31 protein-coding genes and 3 tRNA genes are annotated in these 22,681 nt (G+C 32.3%); 5 read left to right on the top strand and 29 right to left on the bottom strand.

Annotated elements, in window-relative coordinates:
- Nucleotides 1-82: 82 nt before the first annotated feature.
- Complete coding sequence (locus tag PHV37_09280; GenBank protein ID MDD3238270.1) at nucleotides 83-2,698, bottom strand: pitrilysin family protein; 2,616 nt, start codon at nucleotides 2,696-2,698, stop codon at nucleotides 83-85.
- A 184-nt stretch (nucleotides 2,699-2,882) separates the two neighbouring features.
- Here PHV37_09280 and PHV37_09275 point away from each other — a divergent pair.
- Both PHV37_09275 and PHV37_09270 read left to right on the top strand, forming a co-directional pair.
- A tRNA-Met gene (locus tag PHV37_09275) sits at nucleotides 2,883-2,956 on the top strand.
- Between the two features lie 83 nt (nucleotides 2,957-3,039).
- Nucleotides 3,040-3,111: transfer RNA gene (locus tag PHV37_09270), tRNA-Gly, on the top strand.
- A 73-nt stretch (nucleotides 3,112-3,184) separates the two neighbouring features.
- Here PHV37_09270 and PHV37_09265 read toward each other — a convergent pair.
- The 4 genes from PHV37_09265 to PHV37_09250 are packed head-to-tail and all read right to left on the bottom strand — an operon-like array spanning nucleotide 3,185 to nucleotide 5,790.
- Entirely contained in the window at nucleotides 3,185-3,694 is a 510-nt protein-coding gene (locus tag PHV37_09265; GenBank protein ID MDD3238269.1) for a ferritin, read from the bottom strand.
- 32 nt (nucleotides 3,695-3,726) lie between these two features.
- On the bottom strand, nucleotides 3,727-3,990 hold the full coding sequence (locus tag PHV37_09260) for a TIGR03905 family TSCPD domain-containing protein (protein ID MDD3238268.1): 264 nt from the start codon (nucleotides 3,988-3,990) through the stop codon (nucleotides 3,727-3,729).
- A 53-nt stretch (nucleotides 3,991-4,043) separates the two neighbouring features.
- Entirely contained in the window at nucleotides 4,044-4,751 is a 708-nt protein-coding gene (gene pnuC / locus PHV37_09255) for a nicotinamide riboside transporter PnuC (protein ID MDD3238267.1), read from the bottom strand.
- Nucleotides 4,741-5,790 (bottom strand): hypothetical protein, encoded by a 1,050-nt coding sequence (locus PHV37_09250; GenBank protein MDD3238266.1) that lies wholly within the window; start codon nucleotides 5,788-5,790, stop codon nucleotides 4,741-4,743. The genes pnuC and PHV37_09250 overlap by 11 nt, the downstream gene beginning before the upstream one ends.
- A gap of 186 nt (nucleotides 5,791-5,976) precedes the next feature.
- On the opposite strand from PHV37_09250, the gene PHV37_09245 reads away from it, so the two are divergent.
- Entirely contained in the window at nucleotides 5,977-7,317 is a 1,341-nt protein-coding gene (locus PHV37_09245; protein ID MDD3238265.1) for an S-layer homology domain-containing protein, read from the top strand.
- A 98-nt stretch (nucleotides 7,318-7,415) separates the two neighbouring features.
- Nucleotides 7,416-8,645, top strand: coding sequence for a hypothetical protein (locus PHV37_09240; GenBank protein MDD3238264.1), 1,230 nt, complete (start codon nucleotides 7,416-7,418; stop codon nucleotides 8,643-8,645).
- On the opposite strand, the gene PHV37_09235 is transcribed toward PHV37_09240, so the two are convergent.
- Nucleotides 8,642-9,031 carry a PDZ domain-containing protein gene (locus tag PHV37_09235; GenBank protein ID MDD3238263.1) on the bottom strand — a complete coding sequence of 130 codons (390 nt, stop codon included), beginning with the start codon at nucleotides 9,029-9,031 and terminating at the stop codon, nucleotides 8,642-8,644. The two genes, PHV37_09240 and PHV37_09235, sit on opposite strands and share 4 nt — an antisense overlap.
- A gap of 63 nt (nucleotides 9,032-9,094) precedes the next feature.
- Nucleotides 9,095-11,122 carry a glycine--tRNA ligase subunit beta gene (glyS, locus tag PHV37_09230; protein ID MDD3238262.1) on the bottom strand — a complete coding sequence of 676 codons (2,028 nt, stop codon included), beginning with the start codon at nucleotides 11,120-11,122 and terminating at the stop codon, nucleotides 9,095-9,097.
- Nucleotides 11,123-11,253: 131 nt separating this feature from the next.
- Between glyS and PHV37_09225 the strand changes: the two genes are divergently transcribed.
- A tRNA-Asp gene (locus tag PHV37_09225) sits at nucleotides 11,254-11,331 on the top strand.
- A gap of 1,742 nt (nucleotides 11,332-13,073) precedes the next feature.
- Here PHV37_09225 and PHV37_09220 read toward each other — a convergent pair.
- The 22 genes from PHV37_09220 to PHV37_09115 all read right to left on the bottom strand — a co-directional run bounded on the left by PHV37_09220 (nucleotide 13,074) and on the right by PHV37_09115 (nucleotide 22,659).
- The gene (locus PHV37_09220) at nucleotides 13,074-13,478 is read right to left on the bottom strand and encodes a YopX family protein (protein ID MDD3238261.1); all 405 of its coding nucleotides are present in this window, start codon (nucleotides 13,476-13,478) and stop codon (nucleotides 13,074-13,076) included.
- On the bottom strand, nucleotides 13,478-13,864 hold the full coding sequence (locus tag PHV37_09215) for a hypothetical protein (protein MDD3238260.1): 387 nt from the start codon (nucleotides 13,862-13,864) through the stop codon (nucleotides 13,478-13,480). Before PHV37_09215 ends, PHV37_09220 begins: the two co-directional genes overlap by 1 nt.
- Before the next feature lie 153 nt (nucleotides 13,865-14,017).
- Nucleotides 14,018-14,476, bottom strand: coding sequence for a hypothetical protein (locus PHV37_09210; protein MDD3238259.1), 459 nt, complete (start codon nucleotides 14,474-14,476; stop codon nucleotides 14,018-14,020).
- Nucleotides 14,469-14,813, bottom strand: coding sequence for a hypothetical protein (locus PHV37_09205; GenBank protein ID MDD3238258.1), 345 nt, complete (start codon nucleotides 14,811-14,813; stop codon nucleotides 14,469-14,471). The genes PHV37_09210 and PHV37_09205 overlap by 8 nt, the downstream gene beginning before the upstream one ends.
- Nucleotides 14,806-15,132: an ASCH domain-containing protein gene (locus tag PHV37_09200; GenBank protein MDD3238257.1), complete on the bottom strand. Its 327-nt coding sequence runs from the start codon at nucleotides 15,130-15,132 to the stop codon at nucleotides 14,806-14,808. The genes PHV37_09205 and PHV37_09200 overlap by 8 nt, the downstream gene beginning before the upstream one ends.
- Nucleotides 15,119-15,286 carry a hypothetical protein gene (locus PHV37_09195; protein ID MDD3238256.1) on the bottom strand — a complete coding sequence of 56 codons (168 nt, stop codon included), beginning with the start codon at nucleotides 15,284-15,286 and terminating at the stop codon, nucleotides 15,119-15,121. The genes PHV37_09200 and PHV37_09195 overlap by 14 nt, the downstream gene beginning before the upstream one ends.
- Entirely contained in the window at nucleotides 15,283-15,516 is a 234-nt protein-coding gene (locus tag PHV37_09190; protein ID MDD3238255.1) for a hypothetical protein, read from the bottom strand. The genes PHV37_09195 and PHV37_09190 overlap by 4 nt, the downstream gene beginning before the upstream one ends.
- Nucleotides 15,509-16,006, bottom strand: a complete 498-nt coding sequence (locus PHV37_09185) for a DUF1660 family phage protein (GenBank protein MDD3238254.1) — start codon at nucleotides 16,004-16,006, stop codon at nucleotides 15,509-15,511. Before PHV37_09185 ends, PHV37_09190 begins: the two co-directional genes overlap by 8 nt.
- Nucleotides 15,996-16,604 (bottom strand): DNA cytosine methyltransferase, encoded by a 609-nt coding sequence (locus PHV37_09180; GenBank protein ID MDD3238253.1) that lies wholly within the window; start codon nucleotides 16,602-16,604, stop codon nucleotides 15,996-15,998. Before PHV37_09180 ends, PHV37_09185 begins: the two co-directional genes overlap by 11 nt.
- Nucleotides 16,591-17,010, bottom strand: a complete 420-nt coding sequence (locus tag PHV37_09175) for a hypothetical protein (protein MDD3238252.1) — start codon at nucleotides 17,008-17,010, stop codon at nucleotides 16,591-16,593. The genes PHV37_09180 and PHV37_09175 overlap by 14 nt, the downstream gene beginning before the upstream one ends.
- Before the next feature lie 11 nt (nucleotides 17,011-17,021).
- A complete protein-coding gene (locus PHV37_09170) occupies nucleotides 17,022-17,171 on the bottom strand; it encodes a hypothetical protein (protein MDD3238251.1) in 150 nt (49 codons plus the stop codon).
- A 151-nt stretch (nucleotides 17,172-17,322) separates the two neighbouring features.
- Nucleotides 17,323-17,781, bottom strand: coding sequence for an HAD family acid phosphatase (locus tag PHV37_09165; GenBank protein MDD3238250.1), 459 nt, complete (start codon nucleotides 17,779-17,781; stop codon nucleotides 17,323-17,325).
- A complete protein-coding gene (locus tag PHV37_09160) occupies nucleotides 17,778-17,981 on the bottom strand; it encodes a hypothetical protein (GenBank protein ID MDD3238249.1) in 204 nt (67 codons plus the stop codon). The genes PHV37_09165 and PHV37_09160 overlap by 4 nt, the downstream gene beginning before the upstream one ends.
- 207 nt (nucleotides 17,982-18,188) lie before the next feature.
- Complete coding sequence (locus PHV37_09155) at nucleotides 18,189-18,524, bottom strand: hypothetical protein (protein MDD3238248.1); 336 nt, start codon at nucleotides 18,522-18,524, stop codon at nucleotides 18,189-18,191.
- Between the two features lie 263 nt (nucleotides 18,525-18,787).
- On the bottom strand, nucleotides 18,788-19,423 hold the full coding sequence (locus PHV37_09150) for a hypothetical protein (protein ID MDD3238247.1): 636 nt from the start codon (nucleotides 19,421-19,423) through the stop codon (nucleotides 18,788-18,790).
- Nucleotides 19,416-19,661, bottom strand: coding sequence for a hypothetical protein (locus PHV37_09145; GenBank protein ID MDD3238246.1), 246 nt, complete (start codon nucleotides 19,659-19,661; stop codon nucleotides 19,416-19,418). Before PHV37_09145 ends, PHV37_09150 begins: the two co-directional genes overlap by 8 nt.
- A gap of 314 nt (nucleotides 19,662-19,975) precedes the next feature.
- On the bottom strand, nucleotides 19,976-20,287 hold the full coding sequence (locus tag PHV37_09140; protein ID MDD3238245.1) for a hypothetical protein: 312 nt from the start codon (nucleotides 20,285-20,287) through the stop codon (nucleotides 19,976-19,978).
- Nucleotides 20,281-20,850 (bottom strand): hypothetical protein, encoded by a 570-nt coding sequence (locus PHV37_09135; GenBank protein ID MDD3238244.1) that lies wholly within the window; start codon nucleotides 20,848-20,850, stop codon nucleotides 20,281-20,283. The genes PHV37_09140 and PHV37_09135 overlap by 7 nt, the downstream gene beginning before the upstream one ends.
- Nucleotides 20,838-21,275 (bottom strand): hypothetical protein, encoded by a 438-nt coding sequence (locus tag PHV37_09130; protein MDD3238243.1) that lies wholly within the window; start codon nucleotides 21,273-21,275, stop codon nucleotides 20,838-20,840. Before PHV37_09130 ends, PHV37_09135 begins: the two co-directional genes overlap by 13 nt.
- Nucleotides 21,268-22,185 carry a hypothetical protein gene (locus tag PHV37_09125; protein MDD3238242.1) on the bottom strand — a complete coding sequence of 306 codons (918 nt, stop codon included), beginning with the start codon at nucleotides 22,183-22,185 and terminating at the stop codon, nucleotides 21,268-21,270. The genes PHV37_09130 and PHV37_09125 overlap by 8 nt, the downstream gene beginning before the upstream one ends.
- Complete coding sequence (locus PHV37_09120) at nucleotides 22,178-22,378, bottom strand: hypothetical protein (protein MDD3238241.1); 201 nt, start codon at nucleotides 22,376-22,378, stop codon at nucleotides 22,178-22,180. The genes PHV37_09125 and PHV37_09120 overlap by 8 nt, the downstream gene beginning before the upstream one ends.
- Entirely contained in the window at nucleotides 22,378-22,659 is a 282-nt protein-coding gene (locus PHV37_09115) for a hypothetical protein (protein ID MDD3238240.1), read from the bottom strand. Before PHV37_09115 ends, PHV37_09120 begins: the two co-directional genes overlap by 1 nt.
- Nucleotides 22,660-22,681: the final 22 nt, after the last annotated feature.

The following is a 22,681-nucleotide window of genomic DNA, read 5'->3' as shown; positions in this document are numbered from 1 at the left end:
CCTGATTTCGTTAAGAGTTTAATTCTGCTAAATATTTTATTCTCGAAATGAAAGCAAATAATTTACACCTGATTTTTACATTTTAGAATTTATCAACAACCGCCTTTGGTCCTACAACGCTCATCACGTATGGCTCTGAGAAATATTTATTTGCTGTTGAAATAATATCCTGAACCGTTACGCTTTCGATTAATTTTGGAAATTCATTCATGAACATATAGCCTCTGTCTGAAACCTCAAACCAACCTATTGTAGAGGCTTTGTCCATATTTGTTTCTAAAGAAAGAACATAATTCCCCAAAAGTTTATCTTTTGCTTGAGTAAGCTCTTTGTCACCAACAAACTCTTTTTTAAGCTTAGTAATTTCACTCATCAAGCCATCTCTGGCGACAATTGCAGTTTTAGGGTTTGTGCCGATGTAAACAGCAAAAGCACCCTTATTGAAATTGGGAGCATAAGTAGACCCGACCTGATAAGCAAGTCCCTCTTGGTCCCGAAGCTCTGTAAACAAGCGAGAGCTCATCCCTCCACCCAGCAAAGAATCAATAACCTGCAGAGTAGCCCAATCTTTTTTATTGAGAACACCATTGACCCTCCAGCCTATAACAATCCAAGCAGTTTGGGTATCTTTCGGAGTCTTAACCAATAAATTTTGATTTTTTGGGGTAAATTGTGATGAATAGTTTGCTAAAACAACTTTGTGTGCATTTTGTTTCGTGCTGAAAAGTTGTGAAAAATAATTAATTAATGTCTTATCGTCAACATTTCCATTTACTGAAATAACTATATTTTTGGGACTAAACAAACCGTCATAAAAAACTTTTACATCATTTTGTTTAATTGAAGGAATAGTTTTTTCCAATACTTTTCCCGAATTTCCGTAGGCAGTGCCATCCCACATAGCTGTTTTAAATTCTTCAAAGACAACGCTCGTCGGGTTATCACGTGTCTTTTTTATATTATCCATTTTGTCTTTTTTAACTTTTTCGATATCATAAGCGTCAAGATTTGCATTATTCAAAACCTCATTCAGCAAATCAAATGCCGTATCACGTTCATTTGCTGTATATTTAACCCCTATTGAAAACGTATCAGCTTTTGCCTGTGGGACAATTCGGACTCCGGTTTCTTCGAGCATTAAAGCTAATTCTTGAGTTGTATATTTTTGAGTTCCTTTTAGCATAGCGTCGGCGGTAACTGTGCCTAAGCCTTTAATTTTTTCCGTAAAATTACCGCCCTTTACAGAAATATCCATCGCAACAATATCATTAGATTTGTTATGATTAATAATCAAATCAGCTCCATTTTGAAGCTCATATTTGATAATATTACCGTTTTGCGAAATAACTTTTGCAGAATAATCCTTTTTAGTAGAGTCTTTTTTGTCAGCCAATTTAACATTTTCCGGCATAATAACCGACTCGACCATAGAATTTGTATCAAGGTATTGTTTTGCTGCATTTTGAACATCTTGAACAGTGACTTTTTTCATATTGTTCAAATAGTTAGCATAATAATCCGAATCACCGGTCAAAATCATTGTATAGCCTATTTCATTAGCGATATTGGAGATTGATTCTCTAGAATAATAGGTATCTCTTTCAACAATTTTTTTTGCTTTTTCAAGTTCTTCTTCGTCAACTCCTTTGAGCTTAATTTTATTAATCTCAGCCAAAGTTGAATCTTTTATTTTATCCGCATTTTCAGGTGCAAAATTAGCAGTAACATAAAAAGTAGAATCTTGTTTATAAGAAGAATGTCCCGAACCTATTGAATATACAAGCTGTTTTTGTTCTTTTAAGGTTTTATATAATCTTGAAGTTTTGCCATCACCCAAAATAGTTGCTAACAAATCAAGCGAATAAGAATCTTTACTTTTTGCATTTTGGCACCCTTTAAACCCGAGAACCATATATGCTGTTTCCACTTTAAAAGGAGTTGTTATTTCAACAGGTCGAGAAGGTTTCTTATCCATTTTATAAATAGCTTTAGGGGCTTTTTGAGCGACATTTCCTTCTTTTACGAAATATTTTTTAACAGAATTTAAAGCTTTTTCGCTATCGACATCCCCGACAATAACAGTGGTCATATTAGATGGGACATACCATTTATTGTAAAACTCCATAATATCTTCACGAGGAATAGTTTCGATTACATTTCTTGTCCCAATAACTTCACGCTTGTAAGGATGTATTTTATACATTGCGTCATTCATTTTGTTATACATAACTGTCGTAGGATTATCATTGTTTTTAGAAATTTCTTCTAATACAACTTTTCTTTCTTTTTCAAGTTCTTTTCTCGGAATCAACGGATTTAAAAGCATATCAGAATGCAAATCCATAGCGAGGTTAAAGTATTTTGAAGGAATTAAAATATAATAATGAGTAAAATCCTTGCTTGTAGCCGCATTTGTAATTGCACCTTTAGACTCAAGAATTCTATCAAAATCTTTAGCTGGATGTTTTAAAGTGCCCTTAAAGAACAAATGTTCCAAAAAGTGTGCAACACCTGTATTTTTGTCAGTTTCGTTTACAGAGCCTGTATTTATCCAAGTGTCAATAATCACCATCGGGTTGTCATGGACTTCTTTAATAATAACTGTTTGACCGTTTTCAAGTTTATACGTATTGTAATCGGCAGCAAAACCAGCTAAACCGAAAAACAACACTATAAAAGTTATAAATATTTTTTTCATTCTAAATCCTCTTTTCTTCATAGTATCATTTTAGCTTGATAATTAAAATTGTCTATAAAGTTATGTCTAAATATTTTTTGTTTAACCCAAAAAATAAAACTTGCATTTTTTGATAGTTTATCTGATAATTAGCTTGTGGAAACGGTGGTTCACTAAGCCCAACACCACAAAATATGACTATAATGGCAAGGTAGCTCAGTTGGTCAGAGCGCACGGCTCATACCCGTGAGGTCGAGAGTTCGAGCCTCTCCCTTGCTATTTTTTGTGCCTATAAAAGAAAAACCTTTTCTTGTACTTGCTATTTTTATAGCATTGATGTACAAAATAATAATATAAGAATTGCGGGAGTAATTCAGTGGTAGAATGTTTCCTTCCCAAGGAAAATGTCGCGAGTTCGAGTCTCGTCTCCCGCTATTAAATTTAACTTAAAACAAAAACGGTACTCAAAAAATGAATACCGTTTTTATATATTTTATTTATTATTAACTAGCCGATTACTGGCGGATTAAATACTCTTGCACCCAAATCTTTATCCAACATTAACAATGCTTTTTTGTCATCGCCTATAAATCTCAAGGTTCTTAAAACGTTTGTAACATTAGCTTCTTCTTCAACTTGTTCTTTGACATACCAATCCAATAAAGATAGAGCGGCTCTGTCTTTCACTTCTTCTGCGACATCAACAAGAGCGTTAATCTTTGAAGTAACAAGTTCTTCATGTCTTAAAACATGTTCAAAAATAGTAAGCGGACAATTTCCTTCCACTTTAGGTGCATCTATTTTTAGCAAATCAACTTTTCCGCCACGTTCATACAAATAATCGTACATGCCTGTCGCATGTGCGTGTTCTTCTTGAACTTGGACATCAAACCAATTTACGAAACCTGGCAAATTCAATTCTTTAAAAAAGCCTTTCATAGCCAAATACAAATATTCAGAATAATATTCAGCATTTATTTGTTCATTGATAGCTTTTTCTAATTTTTCATTTATCATTTTTACCTTCTTTCTTATAAAACAAATCCATACTAGACAGTTTGTTCGACTTCTTTCTGATAATGAATAAGGCATTTTGCAAGTTGGTCTGGGCAACTTGTGGATTTAGGACCACAAGTTATGCCTTGCAATTTTTCAATCACTTCATTGACGGACATATTTTTTACCAAGCTACAAATTCCCTTCGCATTTCCGTCGCAACCGCCTATAAATTCTGCAGAAATAACTTTATTGTTTTCTATTTCTAAGTTAATAATTTTAGAGCATACGCCTTGAGGTTGGTACTGAATTTTCATGTTATATTCTTATTCCTTTTTAAATGCCTGTTAATGAGTTAAATATATCAGTATTAACATCTATTTGCAATTTGTTTTTTCCAATTTACAAAGAAGTATATACCTAAAAAGAAATAAATTATTCTTACAATCAAAATGGCAAAAATATGCTCTCCTTGACTAAAAGCATTAAACCACATAATTACAGATAGAATATTTACAAGAGTCCACACAAGCCATTGTTCTATATCTCTTTTGACGGTAAGGTACATGCCGAGCAAAGACAACACCGTCATCGAAGCATCTACAAAAGGGCACATATCGCCTATTTTTTTAAAGAAAACATAAGCCATTATAGTTGCCGCTATCGTCAAAAGGGTTATTATTACTCTTTCTTTGGATGATAATTGCGACTTAATAATTTCATTAGTAGTTTTTTGGAGGTTTTTTCTCCATGTAAAAAATCCTATAATTTCCATTGGGAAATAATATCCCAAATGCAAAGCGAAATTGCCGTATAAAGCAATTTTATACGAAATATAGGCACAACATAGAGTGCCGACAACTCCGAAAAAATAGCACGAAACCCTTCCTTTACCAGCCATGACCGTGTATATAATCCCAAAGACAGCAGAAGTTAAAGCAAAACCAGAATCCTCTTTATAAAAAGAAGCTATACTGACGGCAATTACAGCAAGAAGTAAAAAAGACACTTCAAAGTGCGACCAGCCTGAAAATTCAGATTTTATAAAATTCTTTATATTAGATTTATCATTTTGCATAATGTTGTTGCTTATTATCTTTCACCTGTGATAACTTAGCGGCTCCAAGTGTTGAGAGCATAGGTATCAAGACATAATAAACCCCGCTCAAAATAAGTATAGGTTTCATAATTTTTATACCGTTTAGATATTTATATAACTTTGGGTCACTTTTGTTTGCTTCCACAAATTTTTCGGTAAATTTCTGAACAGGCTTGTCAATAGCTGCATTAACAGCATAGCCTCCTGCAATAGAAAGCCCTGTAGAAATTAAAGAATTGTAAACCAATGGTTTTTTATCTTTGTCTTTTATCTTTGAGCTCAATAAAGTTATCCCCGTAAAACAAGCTGTTGCGAACACGTCTTTTATGTTCATTGCATGCTGTAGGAAGTTACTGTCAGAGTATTTAAGAGCAATGTCTTGAACTTTTTTGTTATTAATTATTTTTGATACATCTTTAGCCAATTTGTCAGATTTAAGAGCCCCTTTAAAAGTTACTTGAGATGTTTTAGGGTCAACTTTTTGAACATTTTGCTTGTCAGATTTATCAGTTTTATTAAACAAAAGCTTCACAAAAGGAGTAATCAAGGCGGTAGTCAAAATTGCTTTAGGCAAAACTGAAATCATCTCAGGACTCAATTTTGTGATTTGTTTAACAAAATTAAAAGCAGAAGCTTTGTCTAATGTTTCACTTCCGTTTTTCAATGTTTTTATAGTCATTGGTTTTAAATATTGTTCCGGTTTATCCGTTATTTTATTCATTGCTTTTGAAACAGGGTTAAAAATAGCAGCTGTAAGCCCAAAGCCAACAAGACTGGAGGCAATAGATTTAGCAGAAGCTATTTGTTTATCTTTTTTTTCGCTTTTCGGGGTCATCAAAATAGCCAAAGGACGAACAAAAGTAGACAGCAATAAAGTAACTCCTGTCGTCACCAACGCTCCGTTTTCAGCCGCAAACTCCAGCCCTTTTAAAAGTTTTTTGTTGTTTAAAGAACCTTTAAAAGTTTTATTTGATGGCATATTACTGTATTGAGATGTCTTGATTGAGGTTATTTTCATATCTATATGATTATAAATTAAATACGACTTATTATTCTCTTATTTAAACAATTATAAAGATTTATTTTGCCATAAACGATTTAGTGCTTTGGAAATCTTCATTTTTCGTTGCTTTAGCAACTCATTTATTCTATAATCTCAAGTACAGTTTACGAAATTTATTTTTATTTCTGAGAGGTATAATAGATGAAAAAGAAGATTTTATCAGCATTTTTAGCGTTTTCGTTAATGCTATCAAATGTGGGGGCTGTTTTAGCAGCAAACTTAAACGACATTAACCCTAATTTCTTTGCAAATGAAGAAATTAATAATGTTGTTGACAGAAAGGTAATAATTCCTTACCAAGACAATACATTCCGCCCATGGGTTGTTGTAAACAGAGCAGAATTTACAGGAATGTTATTAAGAGCATTAGAGCTTGACCAAACTCCTATCACCATTAAAACTGCTTACAAAGATGTGAACGAAAAAACAACGGGATACAAAGATATCGTAATAGCTGAACAAATCGGCTTGGTCTATGGATACAAAGACGGTACTTTCCAACCCAAAAGAATTATCACAAAAGCTGAAACATCTTCTATTATGAGCCACATAACAAAAGATACGGTTATTGACAAAACAATTCTTGAACAATTTAACGATTATAAAATGATTCCGAAATGGGCAGTTATGCCATACGCAAAAGCTGTTAAATACGGTTTATATTGCAATATTCCTAACCCAAAAATATTGAACCCGAATGCTCAATTAAAAAGAGTTGAAGCTGCGATTTTATTAGCAACATTAATGAAAAAACTTGAATATTTGAATGAACAATATAGAAAACAAAAAGCAGCTGAAGAAGAAGCTGCTGCTGCAAAGAAACCGGAACCGCCAAAAGAATACATCTTGGGCACTGAACACTTGGAAACATATCCCTATGCAGCCGTTAATAAAGTAACAGTTACAAATTTCCGTAAAATATTACTTGCAAAAAATGTATTCCAAGTATCTTTCCTTGACACATTTATGTCAAAGAAACACCAAGTCGGCGATGTTGTTCAACTATATTTCAAACAAGATGTCAAAACTAAAGAGGGAACCTTGATTTTCCCTGCAAACACAAAATTGTATGCAACAATCAAAGAATTAAAGAAACCTGGTTGGGTAAACAAAAACGCAGAAGTCTATTTGGATTTTACAGAAGTTCAATATCCATCAGGCAAGAAAATTCCTTTTGTTGCAAGAGTTTTAAATAATTACGATGGCGTGTTAAAAGAAAACTATTGGCAAAAACCTTTAGTCTACACAGCAGCAGGTGCTGCAGTCGGAACCGGCGTAGGGCTTGGAATTGGCGGCGGAACAGGTAAAACATCTACAGGGCTTGCCATCGGACTTCCTGTCGGAGCCGGTGTAGGCTTGGCAACAGGATTTTTAACCAAAGGTGTCAATTATAAAGCGAAAGCAAATGAAAACGTTTACGTTGAACTTAAACTTGATTGCAATTTATACAACGAAGGTCAAGAACCTAAAGACCAACTATAGTTTTCACAAATAATATATTTTAAAAATCCTCCTTAATCATTTGGAGGATTTTTTTATTCGGGCTTTTATTTTTTGTTAAAGTCGCATATAATTTATTTATGACAAATTTTCAGCCATACTTAAACGATATAACTGCTAAAGACGAAAAAAAAGCATTAATCGCCGCAAAATATCTTTTGGATAACGGTGATGTTGAATTTTTTAAAGCTTTAGTTAATAAAACAGAATTTATGTTCGATTTTATAAAACAAAATCTTGCAAAAAGACTGGAAAAAAGCTCTGATGAAAATAATTATAAAAACATAATAAAATTCTTTGATATATATTCTCAAGATTTTGATGAAACTTTTGCTATTATTTTAGCAAAATTTGCATCTGAAAATTTAACAGATGAAATATTTGATTTGCTTGAAAACGGTACACCAGAACAAAAAACGTATTCGGCTAAATATTTTTCATTCATTCCTGATACGATTGCTCTTGAAACGCTTAACGAGTATTGTTTTTGTGACGATGAAGCGTTAGCTTTCAATGCTTCTCAAGCTTTAGGAAAAATGGAAGACGAAAAATCTTACCAAAAAGCTCTTGAAATGCTTGAAGACAAAGATGATTTTGAAAAATTAAAAGCCGTAAAATTCTTCGTTGCATACGCTAAAAATGCACCCCTAGAAGCTGTTTTTAAATCAATGAAAGCCTCTGCAATGCCTGAAAACATTGCAGGAGAAATACCCTACCTTGTAAACCTTGTTTCTATATTAGACTCTGACCACAAAAAAAATGTGTTAATTACAATTGACAATATTATCGGTGGACTCGGTGAAATATTGCCTTTATCTCAAATCTTTCAATTTGAATTGTACGATATTTTATCCAGACTCATTGATACCAACAAAACCGACAATCATTATAAAAGCAAAATAGCTCAAATTTTATTAAAAGCATTGGCTAAATTCCAAATGCTTTGCCAAAGTGATGAATATACGTTTGACGAAGATAAAAATACAAAACAAGAACTCACTGAAATTCTGGCTCTTTTAGAAAGACAAAACAAAGCATTTTGGGATGAACAAAAAACGGCGATTCTTGACGAACTTTCACACTGCAAACATAGAATAATCGGAGCTCTTGAAGTAATAAAAGAAATAAAACTTGTTTCAGCAGCAGAAAAAGTCAAAACCCTTTTAACATACGAAAACGAAATTGTTGTTTGTGAGGCAGTTTCAACCCTTCAAATTCTAAACTCATTAGACGGAATAAAAAAAGAAAATATATTAAACAAACTTTCTGACGAAAATATAAAAGCCATAATCAACAGCATTATGCCTTAAAGTTCGGCTCTTACAATATTTAAAGGCACATATGTAATATCAGAGCTTCCTTCTCTGATGATACCGAGGATAATTCTTTCTTCGTTAGACAGATTACCCAAAACGTCTTGCAACCTCCGAGCAGAAGATATTTTGACATTATTAACGCTTACCAATGTATCTGAGTGGAGCACGCCGGCTTGATGAGCAGGAGTCCCGTGGACAACATCTTTTATTTTGAGAGCATTCCCGGTTTCCTCAACACCTACGCCAATAACCACAGGTCTATCTCTATATATCATGGACATTTTAAATCTAGAAAGCGATTGATTTACATACGCAGTATCAATCGCTCCTAAAACCGCAATTAACAATAAAGCCGTCAAAACAAATTTAAAATTATTCACTATATAACCTCTGTTTTTATTATAAAGAAGCAAATCAATGCTCATCCTTTATAAATAGTAAGCTTAGTGAACTATTTTAGAAAAATCGGCAATAGATGCAAATTTTTTCTTTGTTTGTGACAAAAGATTAATTCTGTTTTGCTTAATATTTTCATCTTTATCCATAACAAGAACCTTGTCAAAGAAATCATTAATTGAAGTTATTGAATTTTCTAAAGCAACTGTAAGTTCACTATATGAAATTTTATCAGTATCAATAGACTTTATATATTCCCATAAAGCATTCTCTTGTTGGGTATTAAATAATGACTCATTGGGGAGTTCATGTGACTCATTGTCTTTGATAATTCTAATTACACGATTAACTGCTTCATGGAAACTGCCGTAGTTTTCTTTTTCTACAAGAGCAGAAACTATTTGAAGTCTTTGAACAAAATCTTTCAAATCAGCTAAAACATTTTTGTTTAAGCAAGATTCAATTACGTCATGCTTATAATTGTCAGAATAAAGCACAATCAAACGTTGCTCAAAGAATTCTTTGATAGTTTTGTACAACTTATCCTTATCTTCAATTTCAATAGGCATAAGGTCTATAGACTTTTTAATAAGTTCATCAAGATTTATATCCAAATTATTTAAAATTATAGTTTTTAAAACACCCAAAGTTGCACGTCTTACGCCAAGCGGGTCTTGAGAGCCTGAAATTTTCTTCCCCTCAGAGAATACGGCCACGACAGTATCGACTTTGTCAGCAATACCAACAACTTGACCTTCAATACTCTTAGCAATTTCAGCGTCAGCATTTAGCGGGTAATAATGTTCTTTTATACCATCTACGACTTCTTGTTTTTCACCTGAGATTTTAGCATAATCAGAGCCGATAAAGCCTTGAAGCTCTGTAAATTCAAAAACCAAGCTGGTAACTAAATCCGCTTTACATAACAAAGCCGTTCTTGCGATTGTATCAGAATTTATTTTTAATTCATCAGCTATAGATTTAGAAAGTTTAACAATTCTTTGCGTTTTATCATAAACAGAACCCAAACCTTTTTGGAATGTAACACCTTTCAAATCTTCGACGTAATCGACTAAAGATTTTTTCGTATCTTCATCAAAAAAGAAAATAGCATCTTCAAGACGAGCGGTTACGACTCTTTCGTTACCAGCTTTAATATTGTCAATAGCATCGCCTACATAATTTGCCATGGTGATAAATTTATTCAACAATTTCCCATCTTTATACAAAGGGAAATATCTTTGATGAGTAGCCATGACGGTAACTGTTACTTTATCAGGGATATTCAAATATTTTTCTTCAAAATCACAAACAACAGGAACCGGCCATTCGGTAAGATATGTAACTTCTTCTAAAAGTTCATCTTCGATAGCAACGTCAGCTCTGATTTCTTGAGCTTTTTTTGTAGCAGATTCAACAATTTTCTTTTTTCTTTTTTCAGCATCAACAATTACATGGGCTGATTCCAAAACAGCTTCATATTTATCAGGTGAGTCAATAACAACAGAAGTTTTGTCACTAAATCTATGTCCTCTTGAAACATTAGAGGAAACGATATCTGCGATTTGAATTTCCAATTTTTCATTGTTAAATATAGAAACAATCCACCTGATAGGACGTTGGAATTTGACATCCAAATCCGCCCAACGCATAAAGTGAGAGCCTCTAAGCTTCATAACGAGTTCAGGAATAACTTGTTGCAAAATAGCTTTTGATTCTTTACCTTTTTGCTCGACATTTGCCCAAACATAATTATCTTTTTCAAACAAAGCTTCCGGAGCAACATTATTTTTCTTAGCGAAACCTTCAGCAGCCTTTGTAAGATTGCGATTTTCATCATAAGCAATGTTAGAAATAGGTCCTTTTATTGTTTTTTGAATATCATCTTGTTTCAAAGCAATATTTTCAACAAGAAGCGTCATACGACGAGGTGTGGCAAAAGTTTTGATTGAATCAAACTTAATTTTATTTTCCTCTAAAGATTTTCCCAATCCGTCTTTAAGTTGAGTAACCGCAGTAGCAATAAACTTATAAGGGAGTTCTTCGGTTCCGATTTCAATCAAGTATTTATTCATAATTTGCCTCTTTATCAAATATAACAATTAATAAAATTATTATACCTTAAATAGATTTGCTGTAAAATTAAGAAAAGATATTGCAAAAAAAAATTCCTTGTTTTATAATACCTTTACAACTTAATATAAATGGGATCGTAGCTCAGTCTGGTTAGAGTGTCTGCCTGTCACGCAGAAGGTCGCGAGTTCGAGCCTCGTCGGTCCCGCCATTTACAAATTGACCCTTTTTAAGGGTCTTTTTGCTATGTGTAGTCTGTGTTTCAGCGAGTTCGATTGTTGGTTTTTCTGTCGCAGGTTTCAACATGTCATAAAATAGCGAAACTGGCTCTATGTCTAGTTTCTTGTCTTTATACGTCAAGTTCGATAGAACTATCTTTGCAATAGTTTTTTTGTCCTCGATTGTTCCATCCATAAAAGTTTTATAAGAATTTTTGCACCATTTCAATAACATTTCTGCATTATCATAAAATTGATTATCAAATTCATTTACTTTTTTTAGTTGCTCATACAAATTTTCTTTTTCGGCATGCCACGTTCTATTTTGAGCAACCCAAAAATCTTCTGGTATATTTCCATCCAATTTATCAATATAAGCCCTCTCAATTCGTTTCTGGATGACCTGTATTTGATTGTTTATTGTTTTCACCATGTCGTGATTGTAATTATTTTTCTTTTCGTGAACTTGAACAACTGCATCCAAAACAGAACGAACAAACTCATCTGTGAACTCTAGTCGCTTTAAGAACTCAGCAATCGCTTTATCTATCTTATCTTGGTTTATATATGATGTTTTCTTGCAGCCATCACGATTGTAATCGTTGCAATGATAATAAACATACTTTCCTTTTTTGAGTTCTGCAACCATCAAATGACCACACTCACCACATTTTATCAATCCAAGGTAAGGAAATTCGACAGAATGAGTTCTTGCTCTTGTCAAAGTTCCCAATCGCTCCTGGATCATGTTGAAAGTTTCATCACTTACCAATGCCTCATGCTGTGCATTATCGCAGACGATTCCTTTATAAATAAATCTGCCTGTATAAAATATGTTTTTAAACATTCTTTCTAGTGCAGATTTTGAATACTTATTGCCCTTGCGTGTTCTAAACCCCTCTTTGTAAAGAAGATTGTTTATATACAATGCAGAATATTCCCCGGATGCATACATATCAAAAGCCTTTCTAATATATTCGGCTCTTGTTTCATCAATAACAATAATGTTTTTTTTAGTCATAGAATCCGGAACATTCAAATAACCAATGGGTGCTGTGCTTGGGTAAATATTATCTTTTGCTTTTTTAAGTTGCCCTTTGTTTACTTCCTCCGACAAATTGTCAATATAATTCTTTGCCATCAAAACTTTTATTCCATGAATCAGTTTTTCATGGGAAGATGACTTCTCTGAAATTATAGTGTTTTCTTTTATTAAATGTACTTCCAGATTATCAAAATCATCTAACAATACATAATCCTTTAGATTCCTGTATATTCTGTCAGTCTTTTCAGCAAGAATTATTTTTACATCTGGATGGCTACGCAGATATTTTATCATTGAATTAAATTGATGCCGTCCTGCTTTTTTTGCAGTTTCAGCCTCACAAAAATCCATAACAATATTATAGCCATTTTTCTTGGCATAATCTTTTATAAGTTCATCTTGTGCATCTAGTGAATAGCCTTTTTCCTGTTCTTTAGAAGAAACACGTCTATACTCTACTGCCGTACAATTTTGTTTTAATGTCATACTTTAAATATTAAAACAAAAAATTTTTAGATGCCATACGCATGAAGTTTTGTTAATTGTTATTCTTTTTAAAGTCCTTTATAAAATTACAAAATATCATCAAGGCTATAGCCTTAACGAAGTGAAACACATCTGCACTACAATTATATTCATGTAACCCTTGCCTAATCATTCCAGCAATCATAACAACAGTTCTTTTTCTTATTATTTACCATCCTTTAATAGTTCAGGGTTTTCATAGATGCTACCAACAACCTTTAGAATGCTATAATCATTGATGTCATAGTATTCATCTTCCCCTGATTTTAGAAAATATCCACAACATTCATCTAGCCAACAAACTTCATAGAGTTCTCCATAATTATCTTCATTGCAGTCTTTTATAATATCGCCCTCGTAAATTAGCTTGCCGTTCTTATCTTTTAAGCCTGTGCATTGCATTAAAACTATTTCGTTGTTTTTGCAACAGGTTCTAATGCCGTCTATGGTTTCAAAACAAACTAACTCGCTATTAATTTCACCCAATCTTTTTAAATAATGTATTGGTTTACTCTGCATAATCCCTTCTTTGTTAGGGAAATGAGCCCTGAACTTAAATCTATCTTTCATTATTCACCCTCCTTTATTACAAATCTTTCACAAAGTTTTTCTGAAAATTTGCGAATCATATCTCCATAAAGACAACTTTTAAACCTTTCATCTGATTCATAGAGCCTATTATCAACCCTCGTAACATAACGTAGAGGTTGACTAAATGGAATATTCATTTGAAACGTATGGTCGGCTGCACCATAAATATCAATAACATTTTCATTATAAATTTTATGTTCTATAGTCGGGTGTTTTATAAAATTTTCCAACTCTATTAACCTAGCAGATTTTTTATAATAGGAATCAATTAATCTAATTTTATCCATCTTCAATGTACTGTTCTCGAATGAAATATCTCGAAGTTGTTTTTGCATATCTCTTTTAAATCTTCTATTCTTTTTCACTTTATACTCCTTTTCCATAATTTATAATAACAGTTTGGATTCTCTACACATTTGCTGCTATGTATATTTGTCGGCTTACCGTTAATAGACCTTTGCCAAGATTTGCACACATGCAGCAAATCACTCTATCTTTTTTGATTGCAAACTCACAAGTCATAGTTTGCCATCCTCGAATGCTTGTTGAGAATATATTTGAAATTGTTCAATTAAAATCTTGAATGCGTGAACTTGAGATTTTTGAGAAAATGATTCTATAGTCGCAATTTTTTTATCTCCATTATTGGTGTAATAACTTGAAAATTCACATATTTTATAACCGCTAGGCTCTGTTCTTAATTGAATTTTTTCTCTTTGTTTTATATTGCACTCTAAAATATAATATTTATGGTGCGTTTCTGAATGATAAATAGCAGTAGAACAGAAATAATAATGGATGACATCTTTTTCATCTGGCAGTTTTACATTATCAATCTCGTATTCTTCAACTTCCATACTGTAATAATCAGATTTATTAAGCTGTACATAAAGTTCAGCATCTTCTTTTTTACTGAACACTTTTTCAATATGATAATCTGAATAATCACCCTCGGTTACGATATAAACCTTACTCATCAGCAACCCCTAATTTTTCTTCATAATCTTCAATGTAAGATAACACCAATGATGATGGATGTTTAATTTGCTTTAGCAAATCGTAAACACGTTTACCGTCATAGTCAAAAACCTCATCCAATAAAAAGTGTATGTCGTATTCATTTTCTATTTCAGACAAATATATTTCCAGAATTTCTCTACATTGAGGACACATATTTTCAGTAAAAAAGTTTCCTTGCCACACTCCTGCAATATGCACATAACTTTCTCCAACTTGCACAGAAGAATTGCAACAATCACACCTGTGTTCTTTTCTAGCTTTTTTTATTAAATTTTCACTAACAAAATTACTCATTAATTATTCCTTTCAATTCCTTGTAAGCATCTAATAAATCAGTCAATGGGTCTATCAATTCAAATTCAATATCATAGACAGGATTATTATGCTTTAAATCTGTTTGCATTCCATCTTGAATCACTGATATATGTTTTATTTTGGTAAGCAATTCTTTATCTGGATTAGGCACATATCCGTTGCGAAATAAAACTACTTCATTAGGCATAAGATTGTTTAACCTCACTTCAAAATACCTTTTGAAATCTCTATATTCGTGAGTTTTTTCGCCACGTTTTATTTTGTCAAACCATTCTTTTTTAAGATTAAATATCAGCATTATTCTCTCCTTGCATTCCTGCACCCCAACATTTTGAAATTAAGCACATGTAACATATCTCTGTATGCATAGAATCAAAGCAAGAAAGAATCGGATGTTTTTGTCTAAACTTATGGATGTCGCAATCTTCACAATTTTCTGGAAAATTTTTCATTTCTTCACTCCTTTTAATCTTCTTGTCATTAATTCGTTTTCAATTTTTAATTTCATCATTTCAAGAATGTTTGTTTCAAGATTTTTATAAATAAAATCGTCAATAATTTCAGCCTTTTTGACAACAAAATCAGTCACGACCTTGCCCATTATTTCTCTACAATGAAGAATCTCTGGAGTGTTTTCAATAACTCCAAGTTGAAAATAAACAGACTTAATTAATTTACCCATTTTCAACCTCCAATTCTTTTAATATTTTAGTTACTTCTTCTTGAGCAGAAAGAGGTCGTCCACCTATCAACAAACCTTGAATTATTATTAATATCGCTTTCAGCTTTTTGTTTTGATTATTCCTGTTGCAATTTAGACACTCATCTGTTAATGTTTTGTTTAATGCTGTTAATTCTATGATTTTTAAACTATTTTTTTTAATTTCTTCCTCTTTGCGTTGGAGTTGCGCAACCATTGTATTAAGCTCTATACCTTTATTTTGAGAGTTTTTATTTTCAAAAATTTCCTTTTTGCGCAACTCGCAATTCAGCAAAGAGTTTTCTTGTTCTTCTTTGATTTTTAGATTTTCACGTTCTACTTTCCAAGATGGATGTTCCATGAAAAAACCACATCTGGCACACATACTGCCACCTTGCCTGTATGTATGTTCATCCATTTTATGACCTACTATTTTACACAATAGCTTGTTTAGTAACTTTTTAATGCTCACTTATGCCTCCTACTATTTGTTCAAATATGTACTTTCCTATTTCTGGAGTTACACAATTTCTCAAAATTTTTCTTCTGAATTTCGTTTCAAGTTTGTATGATTCCAGATTAAAACCGTAATAATTTTCCATTTTCTTTACACTCTCCCAGATTTCAGTTAATTGCACCTCGAAACCCGGTGTCATTAAAAATCTATTACTCCAGAAAAGATGTCTGTTTATTTTGAATGATGGTGCTATTAAAGGTTTGTAATAAGGTCTTACATTCTCGATTACCCAATCACCTTTAAACAAAGTTTTTAGCAAAATTATTTCTTGGTATAATTTCATATCTGGATAATCAAAACACTCCTTGTTGATATTACCCAAAGTTGCTCTTGAATGAGTTTGACATGGTGGACTTGCCCATATAAAATCAAACTCTCTGAAATGTCTTAACAGATATTCGTGAGCATCGCCAACAATTATCGTATCTTCTGGGTATAAATCTTTATAAATATCTGCAATCTGCTGATTAATTTCTACAGAAGTTATATCGTATTTATCACCCCATAATTTTCTATTGCCTCCAAGACCTGCATACAGATTAAGAATTTTCATTATTAACCCTCTTAAAAGCTAAAAAGCAGCCAACAAATTCATCATCCTCATCAAATGCTTTTAGAATAGGAACTCGATTTCCACTTTCTCTAACTGTATAATAATCAAGACCATAAAAAGATGAAGCAAAAACATCAAAAAAATCATAGTCAAATGAATATTTTTCATCAAAAACAAATCCGAGAATTTTTCTAGGGAATAATTCGCAGAATGCAGGTAAATCATATTGCTCGCCTTTTTCAAAAGGAATTGTACTCATAATATTTTCATCAATATTTTTATATTGTTTCAACAAAGGATTTTCAATTTTATCTTTAGCAACAATAATGATTCCATCACTTATGTAATTTTCATCTGCAACTAATTGTCTTTCACTATTGATTAAATATTCTTCTACTTTTAACATAACTATCTCCTTTATTTTTGTAGTACAAATCTTTTGCCAATATTTCTCATTTCAATCTCTGCAATTTTATAAATGAATGCTGCAGCAATACTAGCATTATCTTTAGAAATGCCTGTCGGTTTTTTTATTTCAACTGCTATATCATCTATTTTGTATTGCATTATTTTTCTTTCTTTTCCTCATATAATTTTTTGTTGATTTCATATCGAATATCGTATAATTCACTTTCGGTATATATGTCCTGTTTTATCGCATAACATTCAAGCAGATATGCATGTTTGTATATATCCAGAAACTTCTGCTTTTTATTCATCAAACTACCTGCATTGTTGTTATTCCATTACCTCTAAACATTGCACAATTTGTCGGGTCATCATCAATGGCACAAATGATTTTGTATTTTTTATTCAAGTCTGCAAGAATTCTATCTTTTACCAATGAACTAGGTGATAAATCTCCCTCTTTCCTCATCAATAAAAGAATGTCATCAAACACAAAAATCCTATGCAACATATTCAAAGTGCTTTTATATATGATGTCGCTACGGCTTGTTACAAAAGCAATCTTGTATCCACCAAAGAATTTTAATCGGTTTATTATTTCAACAACATCATAATTTATTTTGTTATCCATGTTGTTTGCATTTCTATTGAAAAAATCCCATTTTTCTTCTGGTGTTTTATCTGGAGCATTGAATTGTTCATCTTGAAAAATCCATGAAATGTCAACAATAACTCCGTCAATATCGCAGATAATTAAATCTTTTTTCATCTTTCGCACTCCTTAATTAATCCAAGCAGTAAAGAATCGCTGCAACCTCCCTGCAGATATAAATTAAGAACTTGAACTGTCTTTTTTCTCAAAATCTTTTCGTGTCGCAGTTCTCTTTGCAATGAACGGTTTTGATTTACTACTAATTCGTATTGTTTATTCGCATTTTCAATTTTTTGATTTTCAGTTAAATCTGCCATATCAACTTCCTTTCAATCCTCATCAGTGCAGCTATCATCTGCAGACGGTGGAGGAGGACTTCCACCGTTTCGGATTTTTATTTAATGCTCGTCTTTCCGAGCTGCCAACGGTTTTCTTTTTTGTTATTGTGGTCTTCACGTACCCCATAAACGACTTGACCTCACCCTCTATATTCAAATAGGGCTATTTTAGAGGGTATCTTTACCCTAAGATACCTTTTCTTGTTCAAAAACTTTTCTGCAATCAGCAAGTTGTTTGTCAAGTTCTGAACCGATGTATGAAAATTCGCCATCAAATAAATCTCGGTTGCAAATAAATATGCTAGATGAATGGTTATCATAAATTATAATCGAGCCAATATCAGCTTTAGTGAATGCACCTTGCATTTCTGTATTCTCAATCAAGAAATACTTTCTACCATCAAATTGAATCGCACCAATCTGTAATTTATTTACAGATAAAATTCCACTTTCACTGCTTTCAATTTGTTCCCACACTTCCCGCGTAAGTTCTACTGCATCAATAGGGTCTAGTTTTCTCATAACTGGTTTAAATTGTAATGTTTGCATTTTCTTCTCCTTTTTTATCTAATAAAATGCTTGTCTTTCCAAGCTGCCATACAGGAATTTTTAATTTACTGTAATTAATTTCTAACTGGTTGTAGCATACCGTTTGCATCTGTCTGCTGTTCATACCTTGAACCAAGGTGGATTTTTTCTTTCTTCAAAAAATCCAATAAAACCGCCTATTTTCCCATGCCTCTGTGTCTGCTCTGTAAAATAGATAAAGTAATGGTTCCTCTTTTTTACGATTCGCCAGTAATCAATTTCAATGCTGATACTGCGTTGTCGTGGTCAATATCTTTTATGTAAATATTTCCGATATAGTCGAATTCGGTTATTAGTTGCAAAGTCTTTGGAGAATTTAAAAACATTTCATTTTTGGCATCTGCAGAACTTATAACCGCAACTTTACCTTTTGATGTTGTAGATTCCCTCACTAAATAATAAATTGGCTCTGTTGATTCTTTGGCAGATTTGTATATATCTCCAAAAACTATTGAACTATCACCATTTTTGTATCCTGTCGGCAATGCTTTTGCATCTTTGTCATAATTAATTTCAAATATTGACGGTTGATAATTGTTTATTTTTTGGATTGTTTCCTCAAGTTCTGTTTCTTTTTTGCTTAAAAGAGTAGATTGCTTTTCAATAAATTCTTGAGTTCCGTTGATATTATCTACCTCTTTGATGCAAGACTTTAAAGTGCCCCAAGCTTCATTATTTACATTTTCGTGCATTTGTCTTTTTAAATCTTCGATAATGATTTCAAAGGTCGTTTTGTCAGATGCTTTTATAATCTTTTTTAGACGTTCTATATCGTCCTTTAATTCTTTCTGTTTTTGTTCTAATTCCTCTTTTGTTAGTCTGTCTTTAGTCATTATTATTCTCCTTTTCAAATTCTATTGGTTTAAATACTTTATAAACTTGTTCTGATTCTTCTTTAATCTTGTATTGATAACTCTCGCTAAAATCATCAAATAGATTGTTTGCTTGATTTCCACACTTGCTGCACACATATGGATTTATTGTCATCTTGTGGCATTTGCTGCAGATATAGATTTGACTTGGGAATCTTTTATTGAATTCTCGCCTTGTTTCAAATTCTTCTGCTTGCACGATTTTACCCCATCTTTACCTTGATTGTTCGCATTAAACGTGTCTACACTTCGTTTCGCACTCTGCTCACAATCTGCTTTGCGATAATATTCTTCATTGCGATAAAGATTAATTATCATTTTTGGTATTTGTTCCACTTATCAATTCCTTGTTCTCTGTTTTCTGCTGAAATTCGCTTGGCAATGTTTTTTCACAAAAATCTGCTATATCTGCAGGCACAGGTGTTTTTTATATATATACTGTTAGCTTTGCGAAAGTTCATTTCATCAATTAAAATTTCATGTAAGTCTAGTAACCCATCATTCGGTAATCTCTTAACCAACATTTTCATTTTTGAAATTTTCATCTTTTTTTTCTCCTCGTTTTGTAATTAGTACTTTCCATGCGATAAATATCTTGTCTTTGAATCTGCCTGTTAACTGAACCTCATCACCTACAGAAATACTTAATCTTTCCCAACAAATGCATCTTTGAGGAACTCCAGATTGTGATTCACAATCAAATACTGTTTTTACTTTGATTTCGGAATATTCAATAACATCAACCACTGATACAATTTTTGTTGGGATAACAACTGCATCATTCGGATATTCCCAAGATACATATTTATTTCGTCTTTTTAACATATTCTTTTTCTCCCCGGTTTTTTCAAAGTTCTCATCAATATTTGTTTTGGCAAAAAATCACAACAGAAATATCCTGCAGAAAAATTGATTTTGTCTGCATTTTTGCTATCTGGTCTATCGAAATCCATTCGGTTTTCAAATATTAAAAGTTGCAAATCCCTATTTTTGAATAATTGTGCAGGTGCAGAATCAACAAGCCAAGCAACATTCATTATCAAAGCAAATGGTTTGTTAAAACTCAATGCACGTTCAAAAATAAATCTCTTATTTGTAAATGGTGGGTTTGAAATCAATAAATCCCATTTTTCTGGTTCATAATCATAGAAGTCTTGACCATTTTTAATATGAGAAAATACAACATTGAACCCTTTTTCTTTGAACACTTTTACAAATTCAGATTTTTCTGTATCAAACGGACACCAAATTGTTTTACCCCTAAAAGGTTCTAAAAATTCCAATAAAGGTTCAACTGCATATCTTTTGGAATAACATTCGTCATTTTTACCCTTTGATGTATGTAAAAAATTATATTCTGTTTTCGGAAATAGATTTAATTGAGACATTTCATCACCTCATCATGATCAATGTCATCAAAACAACCGTCATATTCGAGTTCGTATTTTTTTAATTTTGCAGGAATAACTTGAAAATCTTTACGGTTTATATCAAATAAAAGATGTTCTGGGTTAATCTTATATACTTTTTCAAATTCATCTTTTGGCATTCTGAAATCAGAATTTTCAAGATGTTGATGGCAAGCCTTTGGTAATAAAATTAATTTTTGTTCTACAATATTTTTTACATTTTTTGTATTCATTTCCCAGTCGGTATATGGTACAAAATGATGTAATTCTGCAAGATAATGATTGTAATCATCTGTTGAATTTATTATTGATGATACATCCTCCAATGTTCCCTCTGGTGTTAGAGCAAAAATCGGATATTTATTTATCTCGTTATTCATTATTTTTGGTGGAAGTTTAGGCATAAATCTTTCTTGCCTCCTCTAAAATCTCTTTTTCCGTAATATCAAATTTTTCCATCAATGGTCTTGCAACAGGATTGATTAAGATTTTGCCTCCTGCTGCCATCAATACTTCGCCATCTTTTTGCAATAAATATTTTTCAGTAACCAAACTTATAGCTGATGCCTTACTGCTCATAGTTTCGCAAGCAATATCAATTTCAGATGGTTGGTTTTCTATTGCAGCTTGTTTTGCAGCTTGTTCTGCCGCAGCAACCTGCTCTGCTTTTATTTCTTTGGCAGTCTTGCGATGTTTTAATTTTCCAAATTCACCATTCACTAAACGTGATAGATTATTTTTTGCAAGCAACCAATTTGCACAAGGTTTGAAATTAATATCCGTATCAAATTTTAAACTTTTCAATGAATATAAAATATCTGGGAATTTTTTGCGTAAATCTTTAATTTTTCCATTATATTTTTTCAAAGCCTCGATTTCTTCTGTTTCGAGAATCGGTTCTTCTCCAAATTCGTCTTTGTATGCCTTGTTGAAGTCAGATAATAGCCATCTAACTTCTGCTGCTTTTGAATTTTTGTCAGCTTGTTCTGTTTGATATTCAAGATTTCGCATTACTCTATCTGAAACATAACAATCATCTTCAATTCTAAAAAGTTCAAAATCTTCAAGAATAGATTTCAGGAATTCAATATCACATCTGTAATCATCTGCATGCATATCAAGTTCAGCTATTTTATAACTGTCTTTATGCATATCCTCGATAATCCACCAGAAAACACATATTGCAGCCTTTGCTTTATCTTCACTTTCTTTTCTAAAAAAATAAAGCATTCTTTTGATTTTTATATCTTCTCTTGCGTACAAATCGTGGGAAAAGAATCTCTCTACTAAATTTGTTTTTTTCTCTTTAACCATTCTCGACATTGTCCTCCCCGGGAATGCCGATTTTTTTAACGAGCTCTACAACAGAATCTTTCATACTGCATTTATCACCTATTATTTCGTACATATCACAGTTTTTGCAGATACATCCGATTTGATAACATTGAACTGCAGCAGAAGTCCATTTAGTTGGAGTTGCAATATTTCTACCTCTAAATCCTATCACTACGCAACTCCATATAATGAGAGTTCTTCTGTTTGTCCTTGTTGTTTCATTTCTGAAACACAATTAGCAAAACATTTCTCAACTCTTTTTTCTGCAATTACGGGTTTAAGGGCTTCAAGTGTTGATTTTCTTGCATATACAGTATGGTGAAAATCCACCTTATCGGAAATTCTTTTTTTGTGTGCTGTACAATAATATTTGTACGTTTGGTCAACCAGAAAAATTAATTTTTCTGAATAATTTAAACCTTTGCTCTGAAATTTTTTAAACACATTAAACATTTTTATCCTCCTAAATTTGAAG

The sequence above is a fragment of the Candidatus Gastranaerophilales bacterium genome (assembly GCA_028693235.1).
Taxonomy (GTDB): Bacteria; Cyanobacteriota; Vampirovibrionia; order Gastranaerophilales; family Gastranaerophilaceae; genus JAQUVW01.
Note: the sequence above shows the minus strand (reverse complement) of the source record. Positions and strands in the feature narration are given on the sequence as shown.

Bases quoted from the DNA above. Each gene is read 5' to 3' on its own strand.
- PHV37_09200 (MDD3238257.1), bottom strand. From the start codon at position 15,132: ATGCTGATATTTAATCTTAAAAAAGAATGGTTTGACAAAATAAAACGT.
- PHV37_09175 (MDD3238252.1), bottom strand. From the start codon at position 17,010: ATGTTAAAAGTAGAAGAATATTTAATCAATAGTGAAAGACAATTAGTT.
- PHV37_09130 (MDD3238243.1), bottom strand. From the start codon at position 21,275: ATGCCTAAACTTCCACCAAAAATAATGAATAACGAGATAAATAAATAT.
- PHV37_09125 (MDD3238242.1), bottom strand. From the start codon at position 22,185: ATGGTTAAAGAGAAAAAAACAAATTTAGTAGAGAGATTCTTTTCCCAC.
- PHV37_09250 (MDD3238266.1), bottom strand. From the start codon at position 5,790: ATGAAAATAACCTCAATCAAGACATCTCAATACAGTAATATGCCATCA.
- pnuC (MDD3238267.1), bottom strand. From the start codon at position 4,751: ATGCAAAATGATAAATCTAATATAAAGAATTTTATAAAATCTGAATTT.
- PHV37_09155 (MDD3238248.1), bottom strand. From the start codon at position 18,524: ATGAGAAAACTAGACCCTATTGATGCAGTAGAACTTACGCGGGAAGTG.
- PHV37_09210 (MDD3238259.1), bottom strand. From the start codon at position 14,476: ATGAGTAAGGTTTATATCGTAACCGAGGGTGATTATTCAGATTATCAT.
- PHV37_09115 (MDD3238240.1), bottom strand. From the start codon at position 22,659: ATGTTTAATGTGTTTAAAAAATTTCAGAGCAAAGGTTTAAATTATTCA.
- PHV37_09160 (MDD3238249.1), bottom strand. From the start codon at position 17,981: ATGGCAGATTTAACTGAAAATCAAAAAATTGAAAATGCGAATAAACAA.
- PHV37_09140 (MDD3238245.1), bottom strand. From the start codon at position 20,287: ATGTTAAAAAGACGAAATAAATATGTATCTTGGGAATATCCGAATGAT.
- PHV37_09240 (MDD3238264.1), top strand. From the start codon at position 7,416: ATGACAAATTTTCAGCCATACTTAAACGATATAACTGCTAAAGACGAA.
- PHV37_09135 (MDD3238244.1), bottom strand. From the start codon at position 20,850: ATGTCTCAATTAAATCTATTTCCGAAAACAGAATATAATTTTTTACAT.
- PHV37_09170 (MDD3238251.1), bottom strand. From the start codon at position 17,171: ATGCAATACAAAATAGATGATATAGCAGTTGAAATAAAAAAACCGACA.
- PHV37_09245 (MDD3238265.1), top strand. From the start codon at position 5,977: ATGAAAAAGAAGATTTTATCAGCATTTTTAGCGTTTTCGTTAATGCTA.
- PHV37_09280 (MDD3238270.1), bottom strand. From the start codon at position 2,698: ATGAAAAAAATATTTATAACTTTTATAGTGTTGTTTTTCGGTTTAGCT.
- PHV37_09220 (MDD3238261.1), bottom strand. From the start codon at position 13,478: ATGAAAGATAGATTTAAGTTCAGGGCTCATTTCCCTAACAAAGAAGGG.
- PHV37_09165 (MDD3238250.1), bottom strand. From the start codon at position 17,781: ATGAAAAAAGATTTAATTATCTGCGATATTGACGGAGTTATTGTTGAC.
- PHV37_09265 (MDD3238269.1), bottom strand. From the start codon at position 3,694: ATGATAAATGAAAAATTAGAAAAAGCTATCAATGAACAAATAAATGCT.
- PHV37_09150 (MDD3238247.1), bottom strand. From the start codon at position 19,423: ATGACTAAAGACAGACTAACAAAAGAGGAATTAGAACAAAAACAGAAA.
- PHV37_09205 (MDD3238258.1), bottom strand. From the start codon at position 14,813: ATGAGTAATTTTGTTAGTGAAAATTTAATAAAAAAAGCTAGAAAAGAA.
- PHV37_09195 (MDD3238256.1), bottom strand. From the start codon at position 15,286: ATGAAAAATTTTCCAGAAAATTGTGAAGATTGCGACATCCATAAGTTT.
- PHV37_09190 (MDD3238255.1), bottom strand. From the start codon at position 15,516: ATGGGTAAATTAATTAAGTCTGTTTATTTTCAACTTGGAGTTATTGAA.
- glyS (MDD3238262.1), bottom strand. From the start codon at position 11,122: ATGAATAAATACTTGATTGAAATCGGAACCGAAGAACTCCCTTATAAG.
- PHV37_09260 (MDD3238268.1), bottom strand. From the start codon at position 3,990: ATGAAAATTCAGTACCAACCTCAAGGCGTATGCTCTAAAATTATTAAC.
- PHV37_09180 (MDD3238253.1), bottom strand. From the start codon at position 16,604: ATGAAAATTCTTAATCTGTATGCAGGTCTTGGAGGCAATAGAAAATTA.